18 protein-coding genes and 1 pseudogene are annotated in these 23,209 nt (G+C 69.8%); 9 read left to right on the top strand and 10 right to left on the bottom strand.

The window, feature by feature from the left end:
* Positions 1 to 4: 4 nt before the first annotated feature.
* On the bottom strand, positions 5 to 613 hold the full coding sequence (locus tag J2X68_RS38825) for a nucleotide exchange factor GrpE (protein ID WP_310437330.1): 609 nt from the start codon (positions 611 to 613) through the stop codon (positions 5 to 7).
* Positions 614 to 621: 8 nt separating this feature from the next.
* The gene (gene dnaK / locus J2X68_RS38820; RefSeq protein ID WP_310437329.1) at positions 622 to 2,520 is read right to left on the bottom strand and encodes a molecular chaperone DnaK; all 1,899 of its coding nucleotides are present in this window, start codon (positions 2,518 to 2,520) and stop codon (positions 622 to 624) included.
* 282 nt (positions 2,521 to 2,802) lie between these two features.
* Here dnaK and J2X68_RS38815 point away from each other — a divergent pair, with 282 nt between their 5' ends.
* Complete coding sequence (locus J2X68_RS38815) at positions 2,803 to 4,584, top strand: helix-turn-helix domain-containing protein (protein ID WP_310437328.1); 1,782 nt, start codon at positions 2,803 to 2,805, stop codon at positions 4,582 to 4,584.
* A gap of 113 nt (positions 4,585 to 4,697) precedes the next feature.
* Here the strand turns inward: J2X68_RS38815 and J2X68_RS38810 are convergent, their stop codons facing one another.
* Complete coding sequence (locus J2X68_RS38810) at positions 4,698 to 6,122, bottom strand: NAD-dependent succinate-semialdehyde dehydrogenase (RefSeq protein ID WP_310437327.1); 1,425 nt, start codon at positions 6,120 to 6,122, stop codon at positions 4,698 to 4,700.
* Between the two features lie 465 nt (positions 6,123 to 6,587).
* Here J2X68_RS38810 and J2X68_RS38805 point away from each other — a divergent pair, with 465 nt between their 5' ends.
* Positions 6,588 to 7,433, top strand: coding sequence for an aldo/keto reductase (locus J2X68_RS38805; protein WP_310437326.1), 846 nt, complete (start codon positions 6,588 to 6,590; stop codon positions 7,431 to 7,433).
* 272 nt (positions 7,434 to 7,705) lie between these two features.
* Positions 7,706 to 8,155 carry a DUF1931 family protein gene (locus J2X68_RS38800; protein ID WP_310437325.1) on the top strand — a complete coding sequence of 150 codons (450 nt, stop codon included), beginning with the start codon at positions 7,706 to 7,708 and terminating at the stop codon, positions 8,153 to 8,155.
* 281 nt (positions 8,156 to 8,436) lie between these two features.
* Here J2X68_RS38800 and uvrA read toward each other — a convergent pair whose 3' ends face one another.
* Positions 8,437 to 10,905 (bottom strand): excinuclease ABC subunit UvrA, encoded by a 2,469-nt coding sequence (gene uvrA, locus J2X68_RS38795; protein WP_310437324.1) that lies wholly within the window; start codon positions 10,903 to 10,905, stop codon positions 8,437 to 8,439.
* A gap of 215 nt (positions 10,906 to 11,120) precedes the next feature.
* On the opposite strand from uvrA, the gene J2X68_RS38790 reads away from it, so the two are divergent.
* The 3 genes from J2X68_RS38790 to J2X68_RS38780 all read left to right on the top strand — a co-directional run bounded on the left by J2X68_RS38790 (position 11,121) and on the right by J2X68_RS38780 (position 16,141).
* Complete coding sequence (locus tag J2X68_RS38790) at positions 11,121 to 12,254, top strand: hypothetical protein (RefSeq protein ID WP_399041882.1); 1,134 nt, start codon at positions 11,121 to 11,123, stop codon at positions 12,252 to 12,254.
* Positions 12,255 to 12,559: 305 nt separating this feature from the next.
* Positions 12,560 to 13,735 carry a glutathione-independent formaldehyde dehydrogenase gene (locus tag J2X68_RS38785; protein ID WP_310437322.1) on the top strand — a complete coding sequence of 392 codons (1,176 nt, stop codon included), beginning with the start codon at positions 12,560 to 12,562 and terminating at the stop codon, positions 13,733 to 13,735.
* A gap of 234 nt (positions 13,736 to 13,969) precedes the next feature.
* Entirely contained in the window at positions 13,970 to 16,141 is a 2,172-nt protein-coding gene (locus J2X68_RS38780) for an FUSC family protein (protein ID WP_310437338.1), read from the top strand.
* Between the two features lie 184 nt (positions 16,142 to 16,325).
* On the opposite strand, the gene J2X68_RS38775 is transcribed toward J2X68_RS38780, so the two are convergent.
* The gene (locus J2X68_RS38775; RefSeq protein WP_310437321.1) at positions 16,326 to 17,405 is read right to left on the bottom strand and encodes a MerR family transcriptional regulator; all 1,080 of its coding nucleotides are present in this window, start codon (positions 17,403 to 17,405) and stop codon (positions 16,326 to 16,328) included.
* A gap of 40 nt (positions 17,406 to 17,445) precedes the next feature.
* Positions 17,446 to 17,685: a hypothetical protein gene (locus J2X68_RS38770; protein ID WP_310437320.1), complete on the bottom strand. Its 240-nt coding sequence runs from the start codon at positions 17,683 to 17,685 to the stop codon at positions 17,446 to 17,448.
* 147 nt (positions 17,686 to 17,832) lie between these two features.
* Between J2X68_RS38770 and J2X68_RS38765 the strand changes: the two genes are divergently transcribed.
* Entirely contained in the window at positions 17,833 to 18,828 is a 996-nt protein-coding gene (locus J2X68_RS38765; RefSeq protein ID WP_310437319.1) for an NADP-dependent oxidoreductase, read from the top strand.
* 63 nt (positions 18,829 to 18,891) lie between these two features.
* Positions 18,892 to 19,758: an alpha/beta hydrolase gene (locus J2X68_RS38760; RefSeq protein ID WP_310437318.1), complete on the top strand. Its 867-nt coding sequence runs from the start codon at positions 18,892 to 18,894 to the stop codon at positions 19,756 to 19,758.
* 152 nt (positions 19,759 to 19,910) lie between these two features.
* Here the strand turns inward: J2X68_RS38760 and J2X68_RS38755 are convergent, their stop codons facing one another.
* Positions 19,911 to 20,081, bottom strand: a complete 171-nt coding sequence (locus J2X68_RS38755; RefSeq protein ID WP_310437317.1) for a hypothetical protein — start codon at positions 20,079 to 20,081, stop codon at positions 19,911 to 19,913.
* A 72-nt stretch (positions 20,082 to 20,153) separates the two neighbouring features.
* Here J2X68_RS38755 and J2X68_RS38750 point away from each other — a divergent pair, with 72 nt between their 5' ends.
* A complete protein-coding gene (locus J2X68_RS38750; RefSeq protein ID WP_310437316.1) occupies positions 20,154 to 20,897 on the top strand; it encodes a helix-turn-helix domain-containing protein in 744 nt (247 codons plus the stop codon).
* Positions 20,898 to 21,325: 428 nt separating this feature from the next.
* On the opposite strand, the pseudogene J2X68_RS38745 reads toward J2X68_RS38750, so the two are convergent.
* The 3 genes and pseudogenes from J2X68_RS38745 to J2X68_RS38735 all read right to left on the bottom strand — a co-directional run.
* Positions 21,326 to 21,721, bottom strand: a pseudogene (locus tag J2X68_RS38745) (hypothetical protein); the annotation flags it as partial.
* Positions 21,722 to 22,116: 395 nt separating this feature from the next.
* Positions 22,117 to 22,470, bottom strand: coding sequence for a hypothetical protein (locus J2X68_RS38740; protein WP_310437315.1), 354 nt, complete (start codon positions 22,468 to 22,470; stop codon positions 22,117 to 22,119).
* A 133-nt stretch (positions 22,471 to 22,603) separates the two neighbouring features.
* The gene (locus J2X68_RS38735; RefSeq protein WP_310437314.1) at positions 22,604 to 22,765 is read right to left on the bottom strand and encodes a hypothetical protein; all 162 of its coding nucleotides are present in this window, start codon (positions 22,763 to 22,765) and stop codon (positions 22,604 to 22,606) included.
* Positions 22,766 to 23,209: the final 444 nt, after the last annotated feature.

The following is a 23,209-nucleotide window of genomic DNA, read 5'->3' as shown; positions in this document are numbered from 1 at the left end:
CCGGTCACTCCCGCTTCGCGACGGTCACTGCGGCGGGCCTGAGCTGCCGCTCGCCGTCCCCGTAGCCGGCGCGCAGCACTTCGACGACGGTGCCCGGGGGGGCGTCGGGGTCCTGGACGACGCCGACCACCTCGTGCAGGGCCGGGTCGAAGGCGATGCCGGTCTCCGCATGCCGCGGGTAGCCGAGCAGTTCGAGGACGTTCACCGCCTGGTCGCGTACGGCCCGGATGCCCTCCACGATCGCGCCCGGATCGGCGCCCGCGTGGGTCAGGGCGAGTTCGAGGTTGTCGAGGACGGGCAGGAAGGCGGCCGCCGTGCGGGACCGCTCCACCGCGCGTTCGCGCTCCAGTTCCCGGGCGTGACGCTTGCGCAGGTTGTCGAGGTCGGCGAGTGCGCGCCGCCAGCGGTCCTCCAGTTCCTGGATCGCGGTCGTGTGCGGGTCCTCGGCACGCGCGGGGCCGGCGGCGTCGGGTCCCGGTTCGCCGTGCGCCGCTTCGGACCGGGGCGGGCCCGGTCGGGGCAGATCCTCGCGCGGAGGGCGTCCGGCGTCTTCCGTTCCCGGTACGACCGGATCCGACGCGGCCCGGTCGGGTTCCTGGGGGTGAGTGGGCATGGCGCGCCTCAGCCCTTGTCGAACTCGGCATCGATGACATCATCGTCACCGCCGCCACTCGTGGGACCGCCGGTGGCGGCCTCCTGGCCGGGACCGCCGCCTGGGGCGCCTGTTCCCTGATGGGCCGTCAGTCCCGCGAGCACCTGCTGGAGTTCGGAGGTCAGAGGCCGCACGCGCTCCACGCCCGCCTCCTCCTTGACCGCCGCCCGGGCGTCGGACATGAGCATCTCGGCGCGTGCCTTCTCGTGCGCCGGCGCCGCGTCGCCCAGTTCGGCGAGGCGCTTCTCGACCTGGTACGCGACGGCGTCGAGTTCGTTGCGGGAGTCGACGGCCTCGCGGAGTGCCTGGTCCTGGCCCCGGTTGCTTTCGGCCTCCTGGACCATGCGTTCGACGTCACCGCGGTCCAGGTTGGAGCTCTCGCTGATGGTGATGCCCTGTTCCTTGCCGGTGTCCCGGTCGCGGGCCTTGACGTCCAGGATGCCGTTGGCGTCGATGTCGAAGGTGACCTCGATCTGCGGATCGCCCCGCGGCGCCGGCCGGATGTCGGTGAGCTGGAACCGGCCCAGCACCCGGTTGTCGGCGGCCCGCTCGCGCTCGCCCTGGAGGACCACCACATCGACGGCCGGCTGGTTGTCCTCGGCGGTGGAGAAGGTCTCGCTGCGGCGCACCGGGATGGTGGTGTTCCGCTCGATGATCTTCGTCATGACTCCGCCGCGCGTCTCCACGCCCAGCGACAAGGGTGTGACGTCGAGCAGCAGGACGTCCTTGACCTCGCCCTTGAGCACCCCGGCCTGGATCGCGGCGCCCAGGGCGACGACCTCGTCGGGGTTGACGCTCATGTTGGGGTCCTTGCCGCCGGTCAGTCGGCGGACCAGGGTCTGGACGGCGGGGATGCGGGTGGAACCGCCGACGAGGATGACCTCGTCGATGTCGTTCTCGCCGACCTTGGCGTCGGCCATCGCTTGCTGCACCGGTCCCAGGCAGCGCTCCACCAGGTCGCCGGTGATCTGCTCGAACGTGGACCGCATGATCGAGTCGGTGAGGTGCTTGGGGCCCGAGGCGTCGGCGGTGATGAACGGCAGGTTGACCTGCGTCTGCGTCACCGAACTGAGCTCGGTCTTGGCCTTCTCCGCCGCCTCGAACAGTCGTTGCAGCGCCTGCGGGTCCTTGCGCAGGTCGATGCCGTTCTCCTTCTGGAAGTCGTCCGCGAGGTGATCCACCAGACGCCGGTCGAAGTCGTCGCCCCCCAGGTGGCTGTCACCGGCGGTGGAGCGCACCTCCACCACGCCGTCGCCGACGTCGAGGATGCTCACGTCGAAGGTGCCGCCGCCCAGGTCGAAGACGAGTACGGTCTCGTGCTCCTTCTTGTCCATGCCGTACGCGAGGGCGGCCGCCGTCGGCTCGTTGATGATCCGCAGCACCTCCAGTCCCGCGATGCGTCCGGCGTCCTTGGTGGCGGTGCGTTGAGCGTCGTTGAAGTAGGCGGGCACCGTGATGACCGCCTCGGTGACCCGCTCCCCCATCTGCTTGGAGGCGTCGTCGGCGAGCTTGCGCAGCACCTGCGCGCTGATCTCCTCAGGCGCGTAGAGCTTGTCGCGCACCTTGAAGCGGGCGGCCCCGCCGTCGCCCTCGACGACGTCGTACGCCACCGCCCTGGCCTCGTCGGAGATCTCGTCGAAGTGCCGGCCGATGAACCGCTTGGCCGAGTAGATCGTGCCCTTGGGGTTGAGGATCGCCTGGCGCCGGGCCAACTGGCCCACCAGACGTTCGCCGGTGTCGGTGAAGGCCACCACGGACGGCGTCGTGCGGTTGCCCTCGCTGTTGGGCACGACGGACGGCTCACCGCCCTCCCACACGGCGATCACCGAGTTCGTGGTACCCAGGTCGATGCCCACTGCCTTGGCCATGAGGAACTCCTCCCGGTACGGCGCCTGCGCCGACTGTCCGGATCACCCAGGCGGAGGGGGGACCTCCGCCGGTCGCCACCGGTGCGCAGGGGCTTCTGAACACGCTCCAGGGTGACGAACCGGGTGGCTCCACGCCTGCGCCTGGCGAGTCAGGAATGCACGGATCCTGTCGCCCCAGGAGTACGAGAGAAAGAATTCGGACATCTCGGGTAGGCCGACCGGATGCGGGTACGCGACATACCACTCGCCTCCCTGACGGCTCAGGGAGAACGGAGTGATCCCATGGCCGACAGTCGGAGGCACAGCCTTTACCACCGCCGCTCCGATCGGGCGAGCAGCCTTCTGCGAGGCAGCGCCGGTCGGCACTCCACTGCCGCGCGCACCCGGCTCCGCCCACCCGTGCGCACCCCGGCCGACCACCCCCTCCGCGACCTGCTGGCGCTCTCCCGCGTCCTGTTCGACACCCCGGACGAAGACGAGATCCTGCGCCTGGCCATGGACCACATAGCCGCCGCGGGGCCGTACCGCGCCGAGGCCGGATACCTCAAGGTGGACGGCGATCTGGTCCCCAGCCCGAGGAGCGGACAGACGCATGCCTCGGGCGTGGGCCAGAGGGTGCGGGACCTGGCCGGGCGGGACGGCCCCGTTACGGTACCCGGATGGCCCTGGGGCTGGGCTCTGGGGCTGCGCGGGCTCGAGGGCCTCCACGGCTACCTCGTGGTGACGTCCCGCTCCTGGCCGTCCGAGGCCGAGCGATCCCTGCTCGCCGCGATCGTCCGGCACACCGCTGCCGCATTGTCAGCCGCCTTCGCACACCACCGCCGGCGCGATGACGCGGTGGAGCTGCACCGGCTGAGGGACGAACGCACTGCCCTCCAGCGACAGCTGATCTCCGTCGTGGCGGAACTGGGGTACCAGCGGGCCGTTCACGCGCTCATGGCCGACGTCGCCGCCTCGAGCGGCGGTGAGGAAGCCATCACCCGCGCACTGCACAGGCTCACCGGACTCCCCGCCCTCGTCGAGGACCGCTTCGGCCGGCTGAAGTCCTGGACGGGCCCCAGCCGCCCCGACCCCTATCCCGAGCCGGACCCCGCGCGCCAGGACGAGATGCTGCACGCCGTCGCCCGTCAGGCCGGGCCGGTGCGGGTGAAGGACCGGCTGGTCGCCCTGGTCCGCCCGCACGGTGAGATCCTGGGCCTGCTGGCCGTGGTCGATGCCCGGGACGAGGCCGACGAGCACACCGTGCTCGCGCTGGAACACGCCGCCGCGGCGCTCGCCCCGGAGCTGACGCACCTGCGCAACCTGGCCGAAGTGGAGCTGAGGCTGCACCGCGAGCTGGTCGACGACCTCCTGGCGGGGACGGACCAGGCGAGCGCCTACGCCCGGTCCGAGGCAATCGGACACGACCTGCACCGCAGCCACTACATCGTCGTGGTGCAGTGGCCGAACCGGACTGCAGACGATTCCTTCGCGCAGACCGTGGGACAGGCGGCCTCCGCCGTGGGCATGCGCTCGCTGCTGACCCGCCGTGCCGACCACGTGGTCCTGGTCGCCGACGACAGGCCGCACGCCGGCGCGCTCTACGAGGCGCTCGCCCGGGCGACCGGGACACGGTCCGGGACGATCGGAGTGAGCGCCCCTTGCGACTCCCTCGACGACATACCCCACCACTACCAGGAGGCGCAGCGCGCCATGGAAGTGCGCCGTCACTCCCGCGAGCGCTACGGCACGACGTTCTTCGACGAGCTGGGCCTCTACCGCATCCTGGGACCCGGCAACGATCACCGGGAACTGGAGACGTTCGTCCAGGAGTGGCTCGGGCAGCTCATCGACTACGACTCCCGGCACCACACGGCCATGGTGGAGACTCTGTCCCGGTACTTCGACTGCGGCGGCAACTACGACGAGACCGCGGAATCCCTCGCGATCCACCGCAGCACGCTGCGCTATCGGCTCCAGCGCATCCGCGACATCAGCGGCAACGACCTCGCGAACGTCGAGGACCGGCTGAACCTCCAGGTGGCGACCCGGGTCTGGAAGATCGTGCTGGGCGGGCCCGGCTGACGCCTCGCCAGAACCTGCGTGCGGGTGGCGTCAGCAGCTGACCCTCCCGGGGCAAGGAGCGCTTCAGGATCCGACGGTCGGCATCCGCCGAGCGCGGTCGACCGGACCGCAGGTCAGCCCAGCACCTCTTCGATCGGGGCGTCGGCGTCCCCATAGCGCACGAGCTTGCGGTTTGCGAATTCCACGATGCCCACGTCGCCGAGTTCGCGCCCGTAGCCGGAGCGCTTGATGCCACCGAAGGGCAGCTCCGGTCGGGACGCGGTCGGGTGGTTGATCCACACCATGCCCGCCTCCAGCCGGTCCGCGACCCCGCGAGCACGTTCCGGGTCGGCGGCGAAGACCGCGCCTCCCAGGCCGTACGGGGAGGTGTTGGCCAATGCCACGGCCTCGTCCTCGTCCTCGACCCGGTAGACCGTGGCGACGGGGCCGAAGAGCTCTTCGCGGTAGGCCCGCATGTCCGGTGTGACGTCGGTGAGGACGGTCGGCGCGACGAAGGCGCCCGGCAGGTCGGGCCGCCGGCCGCCCAGCACCACCGTGGCTCCCTTGTCCACCGCGTCACGGACCTGCTCCATCAGGAGTTCGGCCGCGGCCTCGGAGGACAGCGGGCCGAGCGTGGTGGCGGGGTCGACCGGATCTCCCGGTCGCACCTCGCTCATCCGGTCACGCAGCCCGGCGAGGAAGGCGTCGTAGACGTCGGCAAGGGCGATGAAGCGCTTGGCCGCCACACAGCACTGCCCGGTGTTGCCCATCCGGCCGAGGAACGCGGCGTACACGGTGCGCTCGAGGTGGTGACCGTCCAGCACGACGAAGGGATCACTGCCGCCCAGCTCGAGGACGGACTTTTTGACATTGCGGCCGGCGATCTCGCCCAAGCTCACGCCCGCCCGCTCGCTTCCGGTCAGTGACGCGCCCTGCACACGAGAGTCTTCGATGATCTTTCCGACGTCCCTGCCCCGCACGAAGAGATTGGTATAGACCCCCGTCGGCACCCCCGCATCCGTGAACAGCTGCTCGAGTGCCAGTGCGGACTGGGGGCAACTGCTCGCGTGCTTGAGCAGGATCGTGTTGCCGAGGACGAGGTTCGGACCCGCGAATCGGGCCACCTGGTAGAGCGGGAAGTTCCAGGGCATCACACCGAGCAGGACACCGAGCGGCTCGTTCACCAGCACGGCCGTGCCCTCGGGGACCGGCAGGGGCCGCTCTTCCAGCAGCTCGGGGCCGTGCTCGCCGTAGTAGGTGAGGATCTCGGACGCGAGGTCGACCTCTGCACGGCTCGAGTTGATCAGCTTCCCGACCTCGAGGGTCAGCAGCCGCGCCAGTTCCTCCTTGCGCTCCCTCATGAGCCGGCCGGCGCGTTGCACGAGGGCCCCACGGTCAGCCGTCGACCGGGCACGCCAGTCCGGAAAGCCACGGTGCGCCGCGTCGATCGCGCGCTCCACGTCCTCCGCGCTCAGCGCCTGGAACTCCCGAACTCTTTCGCCGGTGTATGGATTGACTGTGGCGATGGAGCTTTTCCGGGCGGTGACATCGGCGTCCATGGCGCCTCCCTGCAGTCGGGGCTCCTCGGGTTTCCACGCCCGGCCCCGCTCACACTTGCTGACGCCTGTGCGGTGACTCGGCCTGCCGTGGACCGCGCGAGCCAGGGCCGAATCAGCCTGGGAGGCTTGCAGGGGGGCGCACGGTTCGTCGAACCACAGCAGCGAACGAGGACGTTGTCGTCGCGTACCTGCGATGCCCTCCGTCCTGTTCAGCATCGCCCTGCGCCACTTTGCCGTGCAGACCGCGATGATCGGCCTCGCGATGGTCCACGCCTCGGCGCCGTCGTGTCGGTCGCCGTCGCGTTGCGCGACCGCGCACCCGGTCCTGACGCGCTCTCGGCGCGGTCCGCTCGCCACTCCCGACCTCCCTGCGGCGCATACGACACCGGTCGTCTGGCAGGCGCGGACCTGGGCACTCGGTGCGGGTGCGCGCGACACCGACCCGCGTCGGACGGGAGGCACGAGATGTCCGCGGAATCGGCCAGAACGATCGCACTCCCCTCCGGTGAGGAGATCGCGGCGCTCGGGCAGGGCACCTGGTACCTGGGTGAGGACCCGGCCCGGCGAGAACAGGAGATCGCCGCACTGCGGCTGGGCGTGGACCTGGGCATGACCGTCGTCGACACGGCGGAGATGTATGGCGACGGCGCAGCCGAGGAGCTCGTCGGCGAGGCCCTCCGGGGACGCCGCGAGGACGTCTTCCTGGTCAGCAAGGTGCTGCCCGGCCACGCCGACCGGAAGGGCACCGTCGCCGCCTGCGAGGGCAGCCTGCGGCGACTCCGTACGGAGCGGCTGGACCTCTACCTGCTGCACTGGCAGGGACGGTGGCCGCTCGAGGAGACCCTTGCGGGATTCACCGACCTGATGGAGGCGGAGAAGATCCGTTACTGGGGCGTGAGCAATCTGGACGTCGCTGGCATGGTCGAGCTGACCGCCCTCCCCGGCGGCGACGCCGTGGCCGTCGACCAGGTGCTGTACAACCTCTCCCGGCGCGGCATCGAGTGGAACCTGCTCCCCTGGTGCCGCGAGGCCGGGGTGGCGGTCAAGGCCTACTCCCCGATCGAGCAGGGGCGGCTGCTGCAGGTCGACGCTCTGGGGGCCGTGGCCCGGGCCCTCGGAGCCACGCCTGCCCAGGTGGCACTCGCCTGGGTACTGGCGCAGGGGGTGGCCGCGATTCCGCGTTCCGGATCACCCGACCACGTCCGGGAGAACCGCGGCGCGGTGGACCTCCACCTTCCCACAGAGGCGCTCGACGCCCTCGACAAGGCGTTCCCGCCGCCCAGCGGGCCCGCGCCCCTGGACGTGCTGTGACGGCGTCGGCAGGATGCCGTGTCCCCGCTCGTGGCTCTCGCGGCGTTGCAACGCCGTGCAGCCTCCCGCCGACGGACGAGCGTACGGCCGGCCGGCCGAGGGATGCCTGCACTTCATGCTGCTCTGCCAGGGGAAGAAGGGGCGCCGTCTTTCGGCCTGGGGTGCGGAGGCGCTCAGCAGGGAGCTCTGCGAATCTCGACCGTGTAACAGCACGACGGCGGCGCGGGCGGGAGCGAACGACGCCGTCCGTTCCCGGTAAGGAGGCGAGAGGCATGACTGTGATGGGTGTGTCGAAGTTCGAGAGGTTCTTCCGCGCCGCCGCAAGCCTCGACGTGGACAAGAACGACCTGAAGCGGTACGGCGACTTCGTCAACGCCAAGCTCTACGACCTCCTGGTCGTCGGCCAGGCGTCGGCCAAGGCCCACGGCAAGGACACCGTCGAACCGTGGGACCTACCGATCACCAAGGGCCTCCAGGAGAGCATCCACCGGTTCCGGCAGCTCGACGAAGAGGTCGAACTGAAGCCGATCCTGGAACAGCTCGCCACGCATCCTCCCCTCGACAGGACACCCACCCAGGAAGCCGAAGAGCGCTACCCCGAGATCATCGGCGGTCTCAGCCTCGCCCTCGCCGAGACGTTCAGAATCATGTATCCGGATGTCAAGAACCCGCAGACCAGCCACTGGGAGGGCGTGACCGCGGTGTTCGACCGGCTGCTGTAGCAGTCGCGCGTCGGTGCATGTCGCCGAACCGGTCCCCGGTCCGATAGAAGGGATCCGGACAAGCCGTGCCGGGTGTCCCTGCCGCTCGCGTCGTACGACCGGCGACTCGTGCAAGGAACCGACCATGACACAGGAACTCCGGGGGATGCGGGTGGCGATTCTGGCCACCGGCGGCGGCGAGCGCGTGAAACTCGACCAGCCGCGCGGTGCGCTGCAGCAGTGGGCGAGGGAGTCGCTGTTGCCGCAGAGTCCCAGAATGCGCGGGAGCCTTCGCGCCGTCGTCAGGGGCGTGCGAGCCGGGCCGCGAGATAGGGCGCGGTGGCGCTGCGGCGGGCTTTCGCCACCGTGGCCGGCGGGCCCGCGGCGACCACCCGTCCGCCCGCGTCGCCGCCACCCGGCCCGAGGTCGATGACCCAGTCGGCGGTGGCGATCGTGTCCAGGTCGTGCTCGACGAGGACGACCGTGTTGCCGACGTCGACGAGCCGGTGCAGCTGTCGCAGCAGCAGCGCGATGTCCGCGGGGTGCAGCCCCGCCGTCGGCTCGTCGAGCAGGTAGAGCGCGTGCCCGCGGCGGGCTCGCTGCAGTTCGGTGGCCAGCTTGATGCGTTGCGCCTCACCGCCGCTGAGTTCCGTCGCGGGCTGGCCCAGCCGCAGGTACCCGAGCCCCACCTCGCGCAATGTCTCCAGACTGCGGGAGGCGGCCGGGACGGCGGACAGGAACTCGGCGGCGGCGTCGACGGACAGTCCCAGCACGTCCGCGATGTTCTTGCCGCGGTAGGTGACTTCCAGCGTTTCAGCGTTGTACCGGGCGCCCTCGCAGGTCGGGCACGGCGCGTAGGTGCCGGGCAGGAACAGCAGTTCCACCGCGACGAATCCCTCGCCCTGGCAGGTCTCGCACCGGCCTTCGGGCACATTGAAGGAGAACCGCCCGGCCGAGTAGCCGCGCGCCCTGGCCTCGTCCGTCGCCGCGTACAGCTTGCGCACCGCGTCGAACAACCCCGTGTACGTGGCCAGGTTGGACCGGGGAGTTCGGCCGATGGGCCGTTGGTCGACCCGCACCAGCCGGTCGAACGACTCGACCCCCGACGCGTCCTGGACGTCGACCTCCAGCCGCGCCTCACCGGGCTCCTCGGGTTCGACTCCGAGGTGGCCTCGGACGACCTCGGCGAGCACCTGCGTCACCAGCGTCGACTTTCCGGAACCGGACACGCCCGTCACCGCCGTCAGCACGCAGAGCGGCACGTCGACGGACACGTCGTGCAGATTGTGGCGGGAGACGCCGCGCAGGTGCAGCCAGCCGTGCGGGGTGCGCGGACGGTGATCGAGCGGCCGGGCGCGCCCGAACAGGTACTGGCTCGTGGCCGACTCGCCGACCCGCTCAAGACCGGCGACCGGGCCGCTGTACAGCACGCGCCCGCCGCCCTCGCCCGCGCCGGGGCCGATGTCGACCACCCAGTCCGCCCGCCGTACGACGTCCATGTCGTGCTCCACGACGAACAGCGAGTTGCCGGCCGCCTTGAGGCGGTCCAGCACGTCCAGCAGCGGTTCCGCGTCAGCCGGGTGCAGGCCCGCGGAGGGCTCGTCCAGCACGTAGACGACGCCGAACAGCCCCGAGCGCAGCTGGGTGGCGATCCGCAGGCGCTGCGCCTCGCCGGGCGACAGGGTCGTCGAGCGGCGCCCGAGACCGAGATATCCGAGGCCCAGGTCGAGCAGTACGTCGACCCGTGCGACCAGATCGCCGCAGATCCGCACCGCGACCTCGGTCGTCTCCCCGGAGCGGGCCGTCGACGTGGTGGCGTCCACCGTCGACCGCCCCGCGACGGGCCGCAGCAGCGCCACGACCTCGCTGAGCGGCATCGCGTTGATCTCGGCGATGGAGTGTCCCGCGAAGGTCACGGCGAGCGCCTCGGGCCGCAGTCCGCTGCCGTGACACGCGGGGCAGGGCACACTCCTGACGAACCGGAGCGCCCGTTCGCGCATCTTCTCGCTCTTGGAGTCGGCGAGGACGTGCATGACGTGCTTGCGGGCGCTCCAGAACTTGCCCTGGTAGCCGTAGTCGACGCGGTCCTCCTCCGGCTCGATGTACACGGAAGGCTGCTCGTCCGTGTACAGCAGCCAGTCCCGGTCCCTCTTCCTGAGCCTGCGCCACGGTCGGTCGATGTCGATCCCCAGGCCGTTCACGACGCTGCGCAGGTTGGCGCCCTGCCAGGCGCCCGGCCAGGCGGCGATCGCCCCCTCGCGGATGCTCAGCGAGGGATCCGGGACGAGCAGTTCCTCGGCGACGTCGTGCACGACGCCCAGTCCGTGGCACTCCGGGCAGGCCCCGGCCGCGGTGTTGGGTGAGAACGACTCGGCCTCCAGCCGTGCGGCACCGGGCGGATAGGTGCCTGCCCGGGAGTACAGCATGCGCAGCAGATTGGACAGCGTGGTGAGGGTGCCGACCGTCGAGCGCGAGCTGGGCGACCCGCGACGCTGCTGCAGGGCCACGGCAGGCGGCAGTCCGGTGATCTCCTGCACATGCGGCGCGCCGACCTGCTGCAACAGTCTCCGGGCGTACGGCGCCACGGACTCGAAGTAGCGCCGCTGGGCCTCCGCGTAGAGCGTGCCGAACGCGAGCGAGGACTTGCCCGAACCGGAGACGCCCGTGAAGGCGACCATCGCGTCCCGCGGAACGTCGACATCGATGTTCCGCAGGTTGTTCTCACTCGCGCCCCGGACCTGCACGAAGGAGTCGTTCTCGTCCTTGTTCACCGTTCCTGATTACCTGATCGCGCCGGGAACCGCGCGACAGGCACCGTCACCGGGCCCGTCCACGCGCGCGTCGGGAGCATCCCGGATCCGATGTCGAGATCCGACCGTGACGCCTGCACCCGCCGGGAGGGGCCAGCGTGTCACGCGACGGCGACGATACCCCGGGGGCATCCTGTGGGCACGGGCCGTCGCGGGGCAGCCGACGAGAAGGAGTCATGCGGATGTCGTCTCAGGGCGTTACGGTCGTGACTATTCTGGCGGATCCGGACGCGCCCACGGAGATCGCGCAGCGCATGGCCCGGATACTTCCTGCCCGGCTCGCCGACAGGTCCGGCCGGGGGCGACGGTTCGACGTCGAGGTGGTCAGTGAGCCCTTCACCGCGGGGACCGAGGACCTGCCCACCCTGATGCACCGGATCATGGACCGTGGAAGTGCGCAGAACTGGGACATCGTCGTGGCCCTCACCGACCTTCCGCTGCACTCACACGGGCGCAAGCTCGTGGTGGATCTGAGTCACGAACACGGCTTGGCACTGCTGTCTCTTCCTACGCTGGGGGGCCTGCGGCTGCAGACGAGGGCGCGGCGGGCCGTGGAAGTAGCCGTGCTCAGTTTGGCCGGTCCGCGGGCCTCCGAGGTGGAGGGACCTCCGCAGAGTCAGCCGCTGCTGGCCCCCTTCGTCAGTCGTTTCGCGCCTATTCACCCGGGCCAGGTCGGTGCGGAGGAGACCGCTGATCTGCGGTACGTCGTCAGCGGGCCGCGTGGATACCTGAGGGTGCTCCTCGGGATGGTCCGTGCCAACCGGCCGTGGCGCTTGGTGCCGGGCTTGTCGAAAGCCCTGGCGGCCGCACTCGCCACGGGAGCCGTCGCCACCGTGAACTCCACCATCTGGAGCCTGGCCCAGTCCCTGAGCGCGCCGCGCCTCGTGATCGCCACCGTCGGGTCCGTCGCTCTCATGATCGGTTGGCTGATCGTGGACGCGAACCTGTGGCACCGAACGGCGGAGCACTCTCCCGAGGCGAGGCAGAGGGCGAGGCTCTACAACGTGTCGACGGTCATGACCGTGGGTATCGGGGTGCTCGTCTGCTACGTGGGTCTGATCGTCATCAACCTGGTGTGGGCCCTGTTCATCCTCAACGGCCACGTGTTCGCCTCCACGACAGGAACCCCGCTCGACGCCGCCGAATACTGGACATTGGCCTGGTTCGTCGCCTCGGTCGCCACGGTGGGCGGCGCGCTGGGATCAGGCCTGGAGAGCGACGAGGCGATCCGGGCAGCCGCCTACTCCAAGCGCGAACAGGAACGCCGCCGCATGCTCCAGGACGACGACGGGGACCAACTGGCGACCTGAGCCGGAGATTCGTGGGTGATCGGCGGCCGGTCGGCGTCCGCGTACCACGAGTTCGCTGATCGATCGGTGTCGGCTGTTTCGCGCCGGGACCGACGGGGACCCGGACGGCACGCCGCCCGGCGTGCCGAAGCTCCACCCGGCAGGCCGGCGACGGCATCACCGTTTCACCTGAATCGGGTGAGCGACCCGCAGAGGCATGTGGGAGCCATGGACCCGTCGCACCCTCTCCCTCGGGAGTCGGGCTCTGCACGCCGTCTCCATCAGCGCCGTGCCGCGGTCATGCCACGGCACCGAGAGAAGTCATCATGAAGGCAGCGGTCTACGAAGGTCCGCGGACGGTATCGGTGAAGGACGTACCGGACGCGAAGATCGAGCACCCCTGCGACATCATCGTCAAGATCACCACTACCAACATCTGCGGTTCGGACCTGCACATGTACGAGGGCCGCACCTCGTTCGAGTCCGGCCGCACCCTGGGACACGAGAACATGGGCCAGGTCGTGGAGGTCGGCTCGGCCGTCCGCAAGGTCCAGGTCGGCGCATACGTGGTTCTGCCCTTCAACATCGCCTGTGGCTTCTGCAAGCAGTGCGAGCGGGGTCTGACCAACTACTGCCTGACCATGCAGCCGGAACCGGCGCTCGCCGGAGCCGCCTACGGATTCGCCGACATGGGGCCCTACCAGGGCGGCCAGGCGGAACTGCTGCGCGTGCCCTACGGCGACTTCAACGCTCTGCGTCTGGGTGAGGACGCCGCCGAGCGGCAGACCGACTACGTGATGCTCGCCGACATCTTCCCCACCGGCTATCACGCCACCGAGATGGCCAACGTCAAACCGGGTGACCAGACGATCGTCTTCGGGGCCGGTCCCGTCGGACTGATGGCGGCCTACTCCGCCCTCCTCAAGGGCGCCGGGCGCGTCTGGGTGGCGGACCACCAGCCCGACCGGCTGCGCAAGGCCGAGGAGATCGGGGCCATCCCGATCAACACCGCCGAACAGAATCCGGCGGAGGTCGTCAAGGAGGCCACCCTCGGTCTGGGCGCCGACAACGGCTGTGAGTGCGTCGGCTACCAGGCGCACGATCCCCAGGGACACGAGGACGCCAGCCTCACGCTCAACGGACTGATCGACTCGGTCAGGTTCACGGGCGACATCGGCGTGGTGGGCGTGTTCCTGCCGCAGGACCCCGGCGGCGCGGAGGCCCAGGGGGAGCTGGAGGCGCGGGGCAAGGTCCCGATCGACTTCGGCATGATGTGGTTCAAGGGCCAGCGCATGGGCACCGGACAGGCACCGGTGAAGAGGTACAACCGGGCGCTGCGGGATCTGATCGCCGGCGAGAAGGCGAAGCCGAGCTTCGTCGTCTCCCACGAACTCAGCCTGGACGAAGCCCCCACCGCCTACGAGCACTTCGACGCCCGCGACGAGGGCTGGACCAAGGTGGTCCTGCATCCGAACGGACAGGGAAACGGCCATAAGCGGTAAGAGACCCAGGGCCGCCTCGCCCGGACCGGTCCCGGGGGACGGACGGCGATCAGCCCGTACTCCGGCCCGTCAGGGCGAACGGCGCGCTCAGCGGTGTCCGCGGTGGCTCACCCCGTCCAGCGGCTGCGGCCGCCAGTCGGCGCGCGGGCAGTGCGGGAGGCTTCCTTGCCCGACCACTGCCGCACCCCAACCAGGCCGACGCGACCCGCCAGGGCCTTCCGGCCGGGCCCACACCTGCCGTGGCTGCGGGCCCTCGGGGAGGTCGTGCGATCCGGGCTCACGATCGAGGAGACGCGGCTGGAGCCCCTGCTCGCGTTGCGCACGGCCGCTGGGGTCGCGATCGTCGTCGGACCGGCGCTGTGGCTGGTCTCCCCTGAATATGCCGCCTCTGCCGCCCTCGGCGCCTATTCCGCGGGTGGGGCCACCTTCCAGCGAACCTGGCGTCCACGCAAGGTGATCGCGCTCGGCGCGGGCGCGGGCCTGGCGCTCAGCACCTTCGTGGGCTATCTGGCGGCGGGGCGGCTCGTGACGTTCCTCCCGCTGCTGGCCGTATGGGCCTTTGCCGCGGGAATGGCGTGGGCCGCCGGATCGACCGCCGGGATCGTCGCAGCGACGACCGTGGGCAGCATGCTGGTGACCATCACCCTGCCCACGAGCGTCGGGGTGGCCCTGGAGCACGCCGGGGTCATCGCACTCGGGGGTGTGACGCAGGCCGTGCTGATCCTGCTGTTCCCGATCCGGCGTTGGGGAGCGCATCGTGACGCGCTCGCCGACGCCCTGGCCGCCGTGGCGGACTACGCCCGTCGGTTGCGGCACGACCCGACCGCCCCGTTCGACCCGGAACCGTTGATGACGGCCCGGGACGCGGCTGCCGTGACGCCGTCACAGGCCCGCACCCGTCCCTCCGTCCTCCACGGACCCCGGGGACTCGCCGAGCGCATTCGGCCGGTCGTCGCCGCGCTCGCCGACCCGGACGTGGGCGCACCTGCGGAGGGACCCGGGAGGGACCGCGCGCGGGAGTTGCTCGACGCGGCCGCCGACGCCCTGGATGCCGCCGCCCGTTCGATCCGCCGCGGCACTGCCGCCGAGGTGCGGTCCCGGACAACGGACGTGCTGCGCGTCGACGAGGAGCACGAGGTGCTGGAGGGGCCCGCGCGGCAGGCCGCCGAGCGGCTCGTGGAACTGGTGGGCGAGGCGTCGGAGATCGCCGACTGCGGCGGCGCGCGCGGGGGGACGCCCACGCCCGGCCCCGTGGGCACCCAGTACCTGGTGCGCCCGACCATGCTCCGGCTGATCCCGGTGGTCGTCCGGGCGGTCCGCCGAGAGCTCCGGCGGGACTCACCCGTATTGCGGCACGCCATCCGCTTGGCGGCGGTCGCCACGCTCGGCTATCTGATCGCCGCCCGGCTCCCCCTGGGCCACGGCTACTGGGCGCCCATCGCCTCGGTGATGGTGATGCGGCCGGACTTCCACCGGACGTACGCGCGCGCGGTGGCCCGTCTCGCCGGGACCCTTGCCGGGGTCGCGCTCGCCACGGGGATGGTGCGGGCCCTGGGCCCGGACGCATATGTGTTCGGCGCGCTGGCGGTGGTCTCGGCCGGTCTGTCGTACGCGCTGATCCGTACCGGGTACGCCTACTCCCAGTGCTTCACTGCCGCGTACGTCGTCTTCCTGCTCGGCATGGGCGGCCAGGCGTGGGAGCAGACAGTCACGGAGCGCGTGGTGCTCACCCTGCTCGGCGGGGTCCTGGCGATGGTGGCGTACGTGGTGTTCCCCGCATGGGAGACGCCCAAGCTGGTGGGCCGGCTTGCGGACTGGCTCGCCGCCAACGGCCGCTACGCGGCAGCGGTGCTCCGCAACCAGGCCGAACCGACCAGGGAGCATCACGCCGACATGCGCAGGGCACTGCTGGCGAGCAGGGAGGCACGTGCCGCCTGGCAGGAGGCATACGACCGGGCAAGGCAGGAGCCGGTCCGCCCCAGGGGTCTGACATCGCGCGAGGCACAGGAGGCAGAGGAGGCGCTCAAGCGGTTCGGCCGGGCGGCGATGCTCATGGAGAGCCACGTCCCGCGGGCGGACGGCCGTCCCGTCCCCGAGGCGGAGCGGTTCGCCGAGGCCCTGGAGGCCGACACCGAGCAGGCGGCAGTCGACGTGCGCGAGCACAGAAATCCGGACTGGGGGCACCTGGACAAGGCGTTCCGCGCGTGGGAGGGCGCCGCCGGGGACCCGAGCCCGGTCGTGCGGCGCGAGGCGGGACTGCAAAAACGGGCCTTGGAAGAGCTCGCGACGGCCGTGAGCCGCACGACCCTGGAACGGGACGTCGACTCGGCTCGGGAGGAGCAGCGGGTGCGGGCGGCCGTGGCGGCGGAAGGTGACGGATCAGAACCCGGGCACCGGGCCGGGTGACGAAGTCGGCCACAGGGAAAGCCGCGACAGCAGGCACCGGGGGCAGGTCGCCATGTTCTGGTTGCCCTGGTCCGGGGAGCCAGCTTGACGCTCCTGGCTTGTCGGGCGAGTCGGTACGCGTCAGCTTCGCGGATGAGTGCCTGAGAGCGGATCTGGTGCAAGTCGACGTGCATGCCGCTCGCTCCTACTGCTGGAGCTCCATGACGTCCGCGACTACGCAACTGACGTTATCGGGGCCGCCGGAGGCGTTGGCGAGGGCGACGAGTTCGCGGACGGCCCGCTCGGGCTCACTGATCTCGGAGAGTGCTCGGTGGATCTCTTGGGTCGGCACGACGGTCGACAGGCCGTCGGAGCACAGCAGATATCGGTCTTCCCCCTGGGCATCGTGCAGGCGCATGTCGGGGTTGGTGTCGGCTCCTGGGCCCAGGGCCCTCACCAAGAGCGACCGTTGGGGGTGGGCGGCGGCTTCTTCCGGGCTGAGGCGTCCTTCGTCGACCATCGACTGGACCATGGTGTGGTCGTGGGTGATCTGGAACAGCTCTCCGCCGCGCAGTAGGTAGACGCGGGAGTCGCCGATGTGGACGAGGGCAAGCTGTGATCCGGTCCAGAGCATCGCGGTGAGTGTCGTGCCGGTGCCTTCGGATGCAGAGCCCGTCCCGGCGACGTCGTACACGGCCTGCTTGGCCCGTTCGATGACGTCTTCGAGGACGTTGAGGAGGCTGCCGGCTGGGATGCCGTCGGTTTCGAGGCGCTTGAGCGCGTCGATGGCGGCTGCGCCGGCGGGGGCTCCTTGGCTTCCGCAGCCGTCGGCGACAGCGAGGAGCCGGGATCCCGCGTACGCGGTGTCCTGGTTGCTCTCGCGGACGAGACCCTTGTCGGAAAGAGCGGCGTAACGGATTCCGAGGGACTTGGCGGTCGGGGACATGGCGGGGTCCTTCCGTGACAGGTGGTCGATGAGGAAGGTGGCCAGGTCCCGCCGTGCGGCGGTGTCGGCCTCGGCCTGAGCCCAGAACGCGCGGACCTCTTGGCCCGCCGGGCCCGCATCCAGCGCGCAGACATGTTGAATGCGGGCCAGCGGCATGCCCAAGCGCCGGAGCCAGGCGACCATGCGGGCTTGGTTCAACTGGTCCGGAGCGTAGAGGCGGTAGCCGGTCACCGGGTCGACGCGTGCAGGGGTCAGCAGGCCGAGCTCGTCGTAAAGACGCAGCGCCTTCGGCGACAGCCGGGACGCCTTCGCGAACGCCCCGATGGTCAGCAACCCCATGCTCGCTCCTCCTCATGCCGAGCGCATCACCCGGCCCCACTCATGCTGTGGCCTCCCCCGAGGTGAAGGTCAACCAAGGGACTTCGGCGAGCTGCAGTTCAGTGGCCGCGACTTCCAGGACGTCGAAGAGGACCAGATGGGCGGGACGCTCGGCGGCGGCCCGGACGGCGTGGGATCCGCGGTGGCGTGCGCGGCGTTCGCGGGCTGCCGTCATGATGCGCTCGCGCTTGTCCTGTTTGGCCCGGTCGCGGCGCCCGATCGGCATGCGGCCGCGTCCCATGGAACCTCCCTTGACAATAATTCTGAGCGGACTCATGATTGAGTATATTCAGATTGAGGGAGTGGGGCGGACTCCGGAAGTCACGCCGAATTGGCCGATCTAGCCGCAAATCTCGATATACAGGACGAAGACGAGGAGAGACGTCCCATGCGAGCGTTCGTCGTCACCAAGTACAAGGAGCCGCTGCAGGAGGCGGACGTCCCCGAACCCGCCGTGGGAGAGCACGACGTGCTTGTGCGGGTGGAGGCCGCCGGGCTGAACCCGCTGGATGAGAAGATCCGCGCCGGTGAGTTCAAGCAGATCCTGCCCTACAAGCTGCCACTGATCCTGGGCAACGACGTCGCGGGCACCGTCATCGGCATCGGGACAGCGGTTCGCGGCTTCAAGCCCGGAGACGAGGTCTACGCCCGGCCCGACCAGAACCGCATCGGCACCTTCGCCGAGCGCATCGCCGTCGCGGAGGGCGACCTGGCGCTCAAACCCGCCTCGATCAGCATGGAAGAGGCGGGCTCGCTGCCGCTGGCGGCGCTCACGGCGTGGCAGGCGCTGATGGAGCGCGGGAAGGTGCGGCCCGGGCAGAAGGTTCTCATCCACGCCGGGGCCGGAGGGGTCGGTTCGATCGCGATCCAACTCGCCGCGCACCTCGGTGCGAGCGTCGCCACGACCGCCAGCGGTTCCAACGCGGACTTCGTGCGCGCGCTCGGCGCGGACACCGTGATCGATTACCGCACCCAGGACTTCGAGCAGCTCCTGACCGGCTACGACCTGGTGTTGGACAGTATCGGTGGGGAGACTCTCGAGAAGTCCCTGCGGGTGCTCAAGCCTGGCGGCAAGGCCATCGGGATCGCCGGTCCCCCGGACCCCGCGTTCGCCCGCCAGGCCGGCCTGAACCCGCTGCTGCGCCTGGCGGTCGCAGGCCTGAGCGGCAAGATCCGCAGGCAGGCCAAGAAGCTCGGCGTGACGTATGAGTTCCTGTTCATGCGTGCCAGCGGCGACCAGCTCCGCCAGATCACCACTCTCATCGACCAGGGCGTAGTGCGCCCGGTCGTGGGAAAGGTGATCGGCTTCGACCAGACCCCGCAGGCACTGCAGTCCCTGGCCCAGGGTGGCATCCGCGGCAAGACCGTCATCGGCAGCAGCTGACCCACCGCAACCGCGACGGGCGACCCAGGACGCACAGCGACACAGAACGCACGAGGAGAAGTCATGAGCAGCACCGACATCCCGAACGAAGCCGTCATCACGTCCTATGCGAAGGCCCCGGCCCGCACGGTCAGCGCCGGTGGCGTCACCTACGCCTACCGCGAATTGGGACCGAAGGGCGGTATCCCCGTCGTCTTCTTCGTCCACCTCGCCGCGACCCTGGACAACTGGGACCCCCGCATCATCGACCCCGTCGCGAAGGGCCGTCACATCATCGCCTTCGACAACCGCGGTGTCGGGGCGTCCACCGGTCAGGTGCCGGACGGTGTCGAGGCGATGGCCGACGACGCCTACATCTTCATCAAGGCGCTCGGGTACGACAAGATCGACGTCTTCTCCTTCTCCCTCGGCGGCATGGTCGCCCAGGCGCTGGTGGTGAAACACCCCGAGCTCGTCCGCAAGCTGGTCCTCACCGGCACCGGACCCAAGGGCGGCAAGGACATGGACAAGATCGCCAGAATCACCTACTGGGACATCCTGCGCGCCACCTTGACCCGTTCGGACCCCAAGGAGTTCCTGTTCTTCAACCGCAATGCCACCGGCAAGGCCTCCGGGCGCGCGTTCGTCAACCGGCTCAAGGAGCGCACTGTCGACCGCGACGCAGAGATCAAGACCAAGGCGTTCCGGACGCAGCTGAAGGCGATCAAGAAGTGGGGGCGCTCCGCCCCCGACGACCTGTCGTCGATCACGCAGCCCACCCTGATCGCCAACGGCGACAACGACCGCATGGTGCCTTCGGTCCTGTCGGAGGACCTGCACCGGCGCATCAAGGGCAGCGAGCTGATCATCTACCCCGACTCCGGGCACGGCGGCATCTTCCAGTACCACCAGGAATTCGCCCCCGTAGCGGTCGAGTTCCTGGCCCGATGACCACCACCTGACCTGGAAAAGAGGGCAACACCATGAGCACGTCACCGGCCATGGCGCCCCTGGAAGTGAAGAAGCCCCTCATCTCCTCGATCCTGCTGTCGGTGCACACCGATCAGCCGCGGCGATCGGCGCGCGGTCGGTGACGCCAAGCGTCAGGGAACGATGCGGTCATCGTCCCAGGCGCGGGGGGAGCGGGCGGTGGCATAGACCCTGACGGTGCCGCAAGCCAGGGCTTCGTGGATGAAGCGGGTGCTGATACCGCCATTGGCGCAGGTGAGGAAGACGACTGCCCCATCGAGGGAGGGCGCGGGTTCCTTCTCCAAGGGGGACGTGAGGATCGCGGCTGCGCACGGGCCGAGCAATGAGCGACGACACGCCACCCCGCGATGGGGGGGGTGAGCAGAGCCGCAGTCGAGCTCGCACCGCACCACATCGCACCGCACCGCACCGCATCGCATCGCATCGCATCGCACCGCATCGCACCGCATCGCACCGCACCGATTACAATCGGAACTGATTGCAGTCAGAATCCAATCCTGGAGGACACCGCCATGCCTGTCGGACGGCGCGAGCGGAACAAGCAGGAGAAACTCGACCGCATCGTCGCTGCCGCCAGTGAACTGTTCGCCGAACACGGCGTCGATGAGGTCACGACCCAGCAGATCGCTGATCAGGCCGACATCGGCACCGGCACCCTGTTCCTTTATGCCAAGACCAAGGGCGAACTCCTCCTCCTTGTCCAGAACACCAAGTACCTCGAAGCACTTGAGCAGGGCCGGGCGGACGCCGAAGCCATCCCGGGCGCGCTGGACGCGGTGCTGGCGATCGTCCGGCCGATCGTCGAGTGCAACCGCGTCCAGATCGACAACGGACGCACTTACCTGCGAGAGATGGTCTTCGGCGACCCCGAGGAGCCCCGGCACGGCGCAGCACTCGCCATCGTCGCGCAGACCGAGGAAGCCGTCGCCGCCGTGCTGCGCCGAGACGACCGGGTCGCAGAGGGCGACGCCGCGACGCTGGCACACATCGTGTCTGCCGTGATGTTCCTCAGCATGGCGGCGAGCGTGAACATCGCCTTGAGCGTCGAGGAGATCATGCAGGACATCCACAGGCAGGTCGACGTCCTGCTGCCTCGCTGAAGCAGGGCCCGACCTCAGGCCCGGATGACCATCCGAATCTGGTGATCAGGCTCGGTGAGTCGGCGGTTCAGAAAAGCTGGTCGGCAATCGGGGTCCGGCGGCCGGGCTTCGGAGCGGTGGACAGAAGGCTGTGGGCGGACAGGGCACGGTCTGCGATGTGGTCGTCCAGGCAGCGCGTGAACTCCTGGCCGCGCAAGGTCCCCAGCACGAACAGGATCTCGCACGACGCCTGCCTGTCCGGCACCCTTGGCCGGCCGCCGGCCTCATTTCAGACCGCGAGCCGCCGCCAGCGGGTCATGCCGGAGCCGAAGCCCAGCTCGTGCGGCAGGCACTCCCACTCGATGCCGGTATGCAAGCAAGAGCGGGAAGGCGTCACGGTTGTCGAAATGCCGGAACGCCGCGACCACGAGAGCGGGCGTCTTCGCGCGGCCGCGGCCCGAGGACCACCGGGTCGCCGCAACCTCGTCCTCGAGCCGGCGCAGCGCCTCGGCGATGGCCCGCTCGTGCGCCCGCTCGATGATCCGGCGCGTCTTGGCGTCTTGGCGTCTTGGCGTCTTGGCGTCTTGGCGTCTTGGCGTCTTGGCGTCTTGGCGTCTTGGCGTCTTGGCGTCTTCCAGAGCCCATAGCACGATCAGGGACGCCTGCGGCCGGAAGGTGAAGTCGAGGGCGAGCAGCGGCGTCTGCTTGCGCACCTCGATCTCTTCGATCGGTCGCCCGAGCACGGTGGTCAGTCGTGCCGCGGCCGGGTCGGCGCCGTCGTCCAAAAGGTCATGCTCGATGCGGTCGGCGTCCGGGTGCCGGCCCTGCCCGAAGACGAGCTCCATCTGCCGCTCGGACACCACCGCGCCCTCGATGAGCCTGAGCGCGTCCAGGCGCGTCCCAACCACCTCCCGGGCTGGAGGCCGGCCGTCTCCTGGGCGTCCTTGGCTCGTGGCGGGCCCGCCACGCCGGCTACGGCACGTCCTGGAGATCACCGGCGCCGACACCGTCCTCGACACCCGCGCCACCATCCAGGACGCCCTGACCGCATAGGTTCGCCGGGTGGCACCGCAGCTGGCTGTGCCGTGTCCTTACCGCCGGACGGAATCAGCAACCGTCCGGTCACAGCACCACCGGGCTCACGGTCCCATACAGCACGCAACACGACCTTGCCGCTGTCCTGAGCTCATCCCGTTCTCGCGCACCCGATCGACGGCGGTACTCGGGAGATGGACAACTATCAGAGGGCGGCGACGACGGAGCAGTCGACCAATGGGGCGACATGTCTGTGCGAGTTCGACGTGCAGGTGTCGATCTGCGTCGCCGACGGCGACTGGGCCTGTGACGTAGCACTCGGCTGCGCGAACTGGGCGGCGAGCTGCAGCGCACCGTGCTGCGGGCCCTCAATGAGGTCTCTTTCGACCTGGACCACGGCTGTTCGTCTCAGCAGCGTGCCCGACGGACAGTCGAACGGGACGAGGCTGCGGTCGGCCGGCTGGGTGAAGGAGACCTGGCCCCGGGCAAAGCCACCGCGGCGGCGCTCGGGGCATGGCTGGTCTTCGAGGACGAAGCTGCCATCTCGATGGCGTCGCACCGTGCACGCACCTGACCGGCCGTGCGGGAGGGCCCCCACCACGATGGTGCAGGCCCTCCTCGTATGCCGTGCAGCCATCAGCCTTCGGCGCGCCCCATCATCACCTCTACCCGACCGTCGGCACCCATGGCTTTCAACCGGTGACGATCAGGTACCCGCCGGCGAACACTGCGCCCAGACCACCCAGGAGGAAGCTGACCCGGTTGTAGTTCACCCCGTGCAGATGGCGAAGGCCGCTCCATACCTCCACCTTGTCGGCATCCCACGTGGCCAGCGGCTTGGCTATGAGCAACATGCCAACTCCACACACAGCGAACAGAATTCCAGCGAGAATCTGCATGGCTCCCAAGTTCCCTGAGAGGGCTGCCCCAAGCCTGCGCTGTCCCTCGAGGGGACGCCTCATGACGGCCATGACCCACGCACCCGACACGCCTCCAGGAGCTCCAGGTCCCCGCGAACAGCTCACAGCAGCAGCGCTGCCGTGCGATCCGGGAAGGCCACGACCGGTCATTGATGGCGGCCTCTTTGTTGATCACCAGGGCACTGATGCGTTGACTCAGTGCCCCTCTGGCCTCATGGGCGACTGCCGTCCACCGCTCGTCCGTCCAGCCCTGAGCCATCGCGCCTTCCAACAACAATGGCTCTAGGCGCTGTTTCTCGGATCTCCCTCCTTGGGTGGGGTGTTGAGGGCAGGCTGGCTCCATGGGACGCGGAGACCTGACGAATGCGGAGTGGGATC

It is taken from the genome of Streptomyces sp. 3330 (assembly GCF_031456635.1).
Lineage (GTDB): Bacteria > Actinomycetota > Actinomycetes > Streptomycetales > Streptomycetaceae > Streptomyces.
The sequence above is the reverse complement of the archived record's forward strand: the minus strand, read 5'-3'. Positions and strand labels throughout refer to the sequence as shown.

What these genes read in the sequence shown, in the direction of transcription:
- J2X68_RS38790 (WP_399041882.1), top strand. Translation starts at nt 11,121, where the DNA reads ATGCGGATGTCGTCTCAGGGCGTTACGGTCGTGACTATTCTGGCGGAT.
- J2X68_RS38800 (WP_310437325.1), top strand. Translation starts at nt 7,706, where the DNA reads ATGACTGTGATGGGTGTGTCGAAGTTCGAGAGGTTCTTCCGCGCCGCC.
- J2X68_RS38775 (WP_310437321.1), bottom strand. Translation starts at nt 17,405, where the DNA reads ATGGGGTTGCTGACCATCGGGGCGTTCGCGAAGGCGTCCCGGCTGTCG.
- J2X68_RS38770 (WP_310437320.1), bottom strand. Translation starts at nt 17,685, where the DNA reads ATGGGACGCGGCCGCATGCCGATCGGGCGCCGCGACCGGGCCAAACAG.
- dnaK (WP_310437329.1), bottom strand. Translation starts at nt 2,520, where the DNA reads ATGGCCAAGGCAGTGGGCATCGACCTGGGTACCACGAACTCGGTGATC.
- J2X68_RS38815 (WP_310437328.1), top strand. Translation starts at nt 2,803, where the DNA reads ATGGCCGACAGTCGGAGGCACAGCCTTTACCACCGCCGCTCCGATCGG.
- J2X68_RS38735 (WP_310437314.1), bottom strand. Translation starts at nt 22,765, where the DNA reads ATGTTGCTCATAGCCAAGCCGCTGGCCACGTGGGATGCCGACAAGGTG.
- J2X68_RS38825 (WP_310437330.1), bottom strand. Translation starts at nt 613, where the DNA reads ATGCCCACTCACCCCCAGGAACCCGACCGGGCCGCGTCGGATCCGGTC.
- J2X68_RS38785 (WP_310437322.1), top strand. Translation starts at nt 12,560, where the DNA reads ATGAAGGCAGCGGTCTACGAAGGTCCGCGGACGGTATCGGTGAAGGAC.
- J2X68_RS38760 (WP_310437318.1), top strand. Translation starts at nt 18,892, where the DNA reads ATGAGCAGCACCGACATCCCGAACGAAGCCGTCATCACGTCCTATGCG.
- J2X68_RS38805 (WP_310437326.1), top strand. Translation starts at nt 6,588, where the DNA reads ATGTCCGCGGAATCGGCCAGAACGATCGCACTCCCCTCCGGTGAGGAG.
- J2X68_RS38765 (WP_310437319.1), top strand. Translation starts at nt 17,833, where the DNA reads ATGCGAGCGTTCGTCGTCACCAAGTACAAGGAGCCGCTGCAGGAGGCG.
- J2X68_RS38810 (WP_310437327.1), bottom strand. Translation starts at nt 6,122, where the DNA reads ATGGACGCCGATGTCACCGCCCGGAAAAGCTCCATCGCCACAGTCAAT.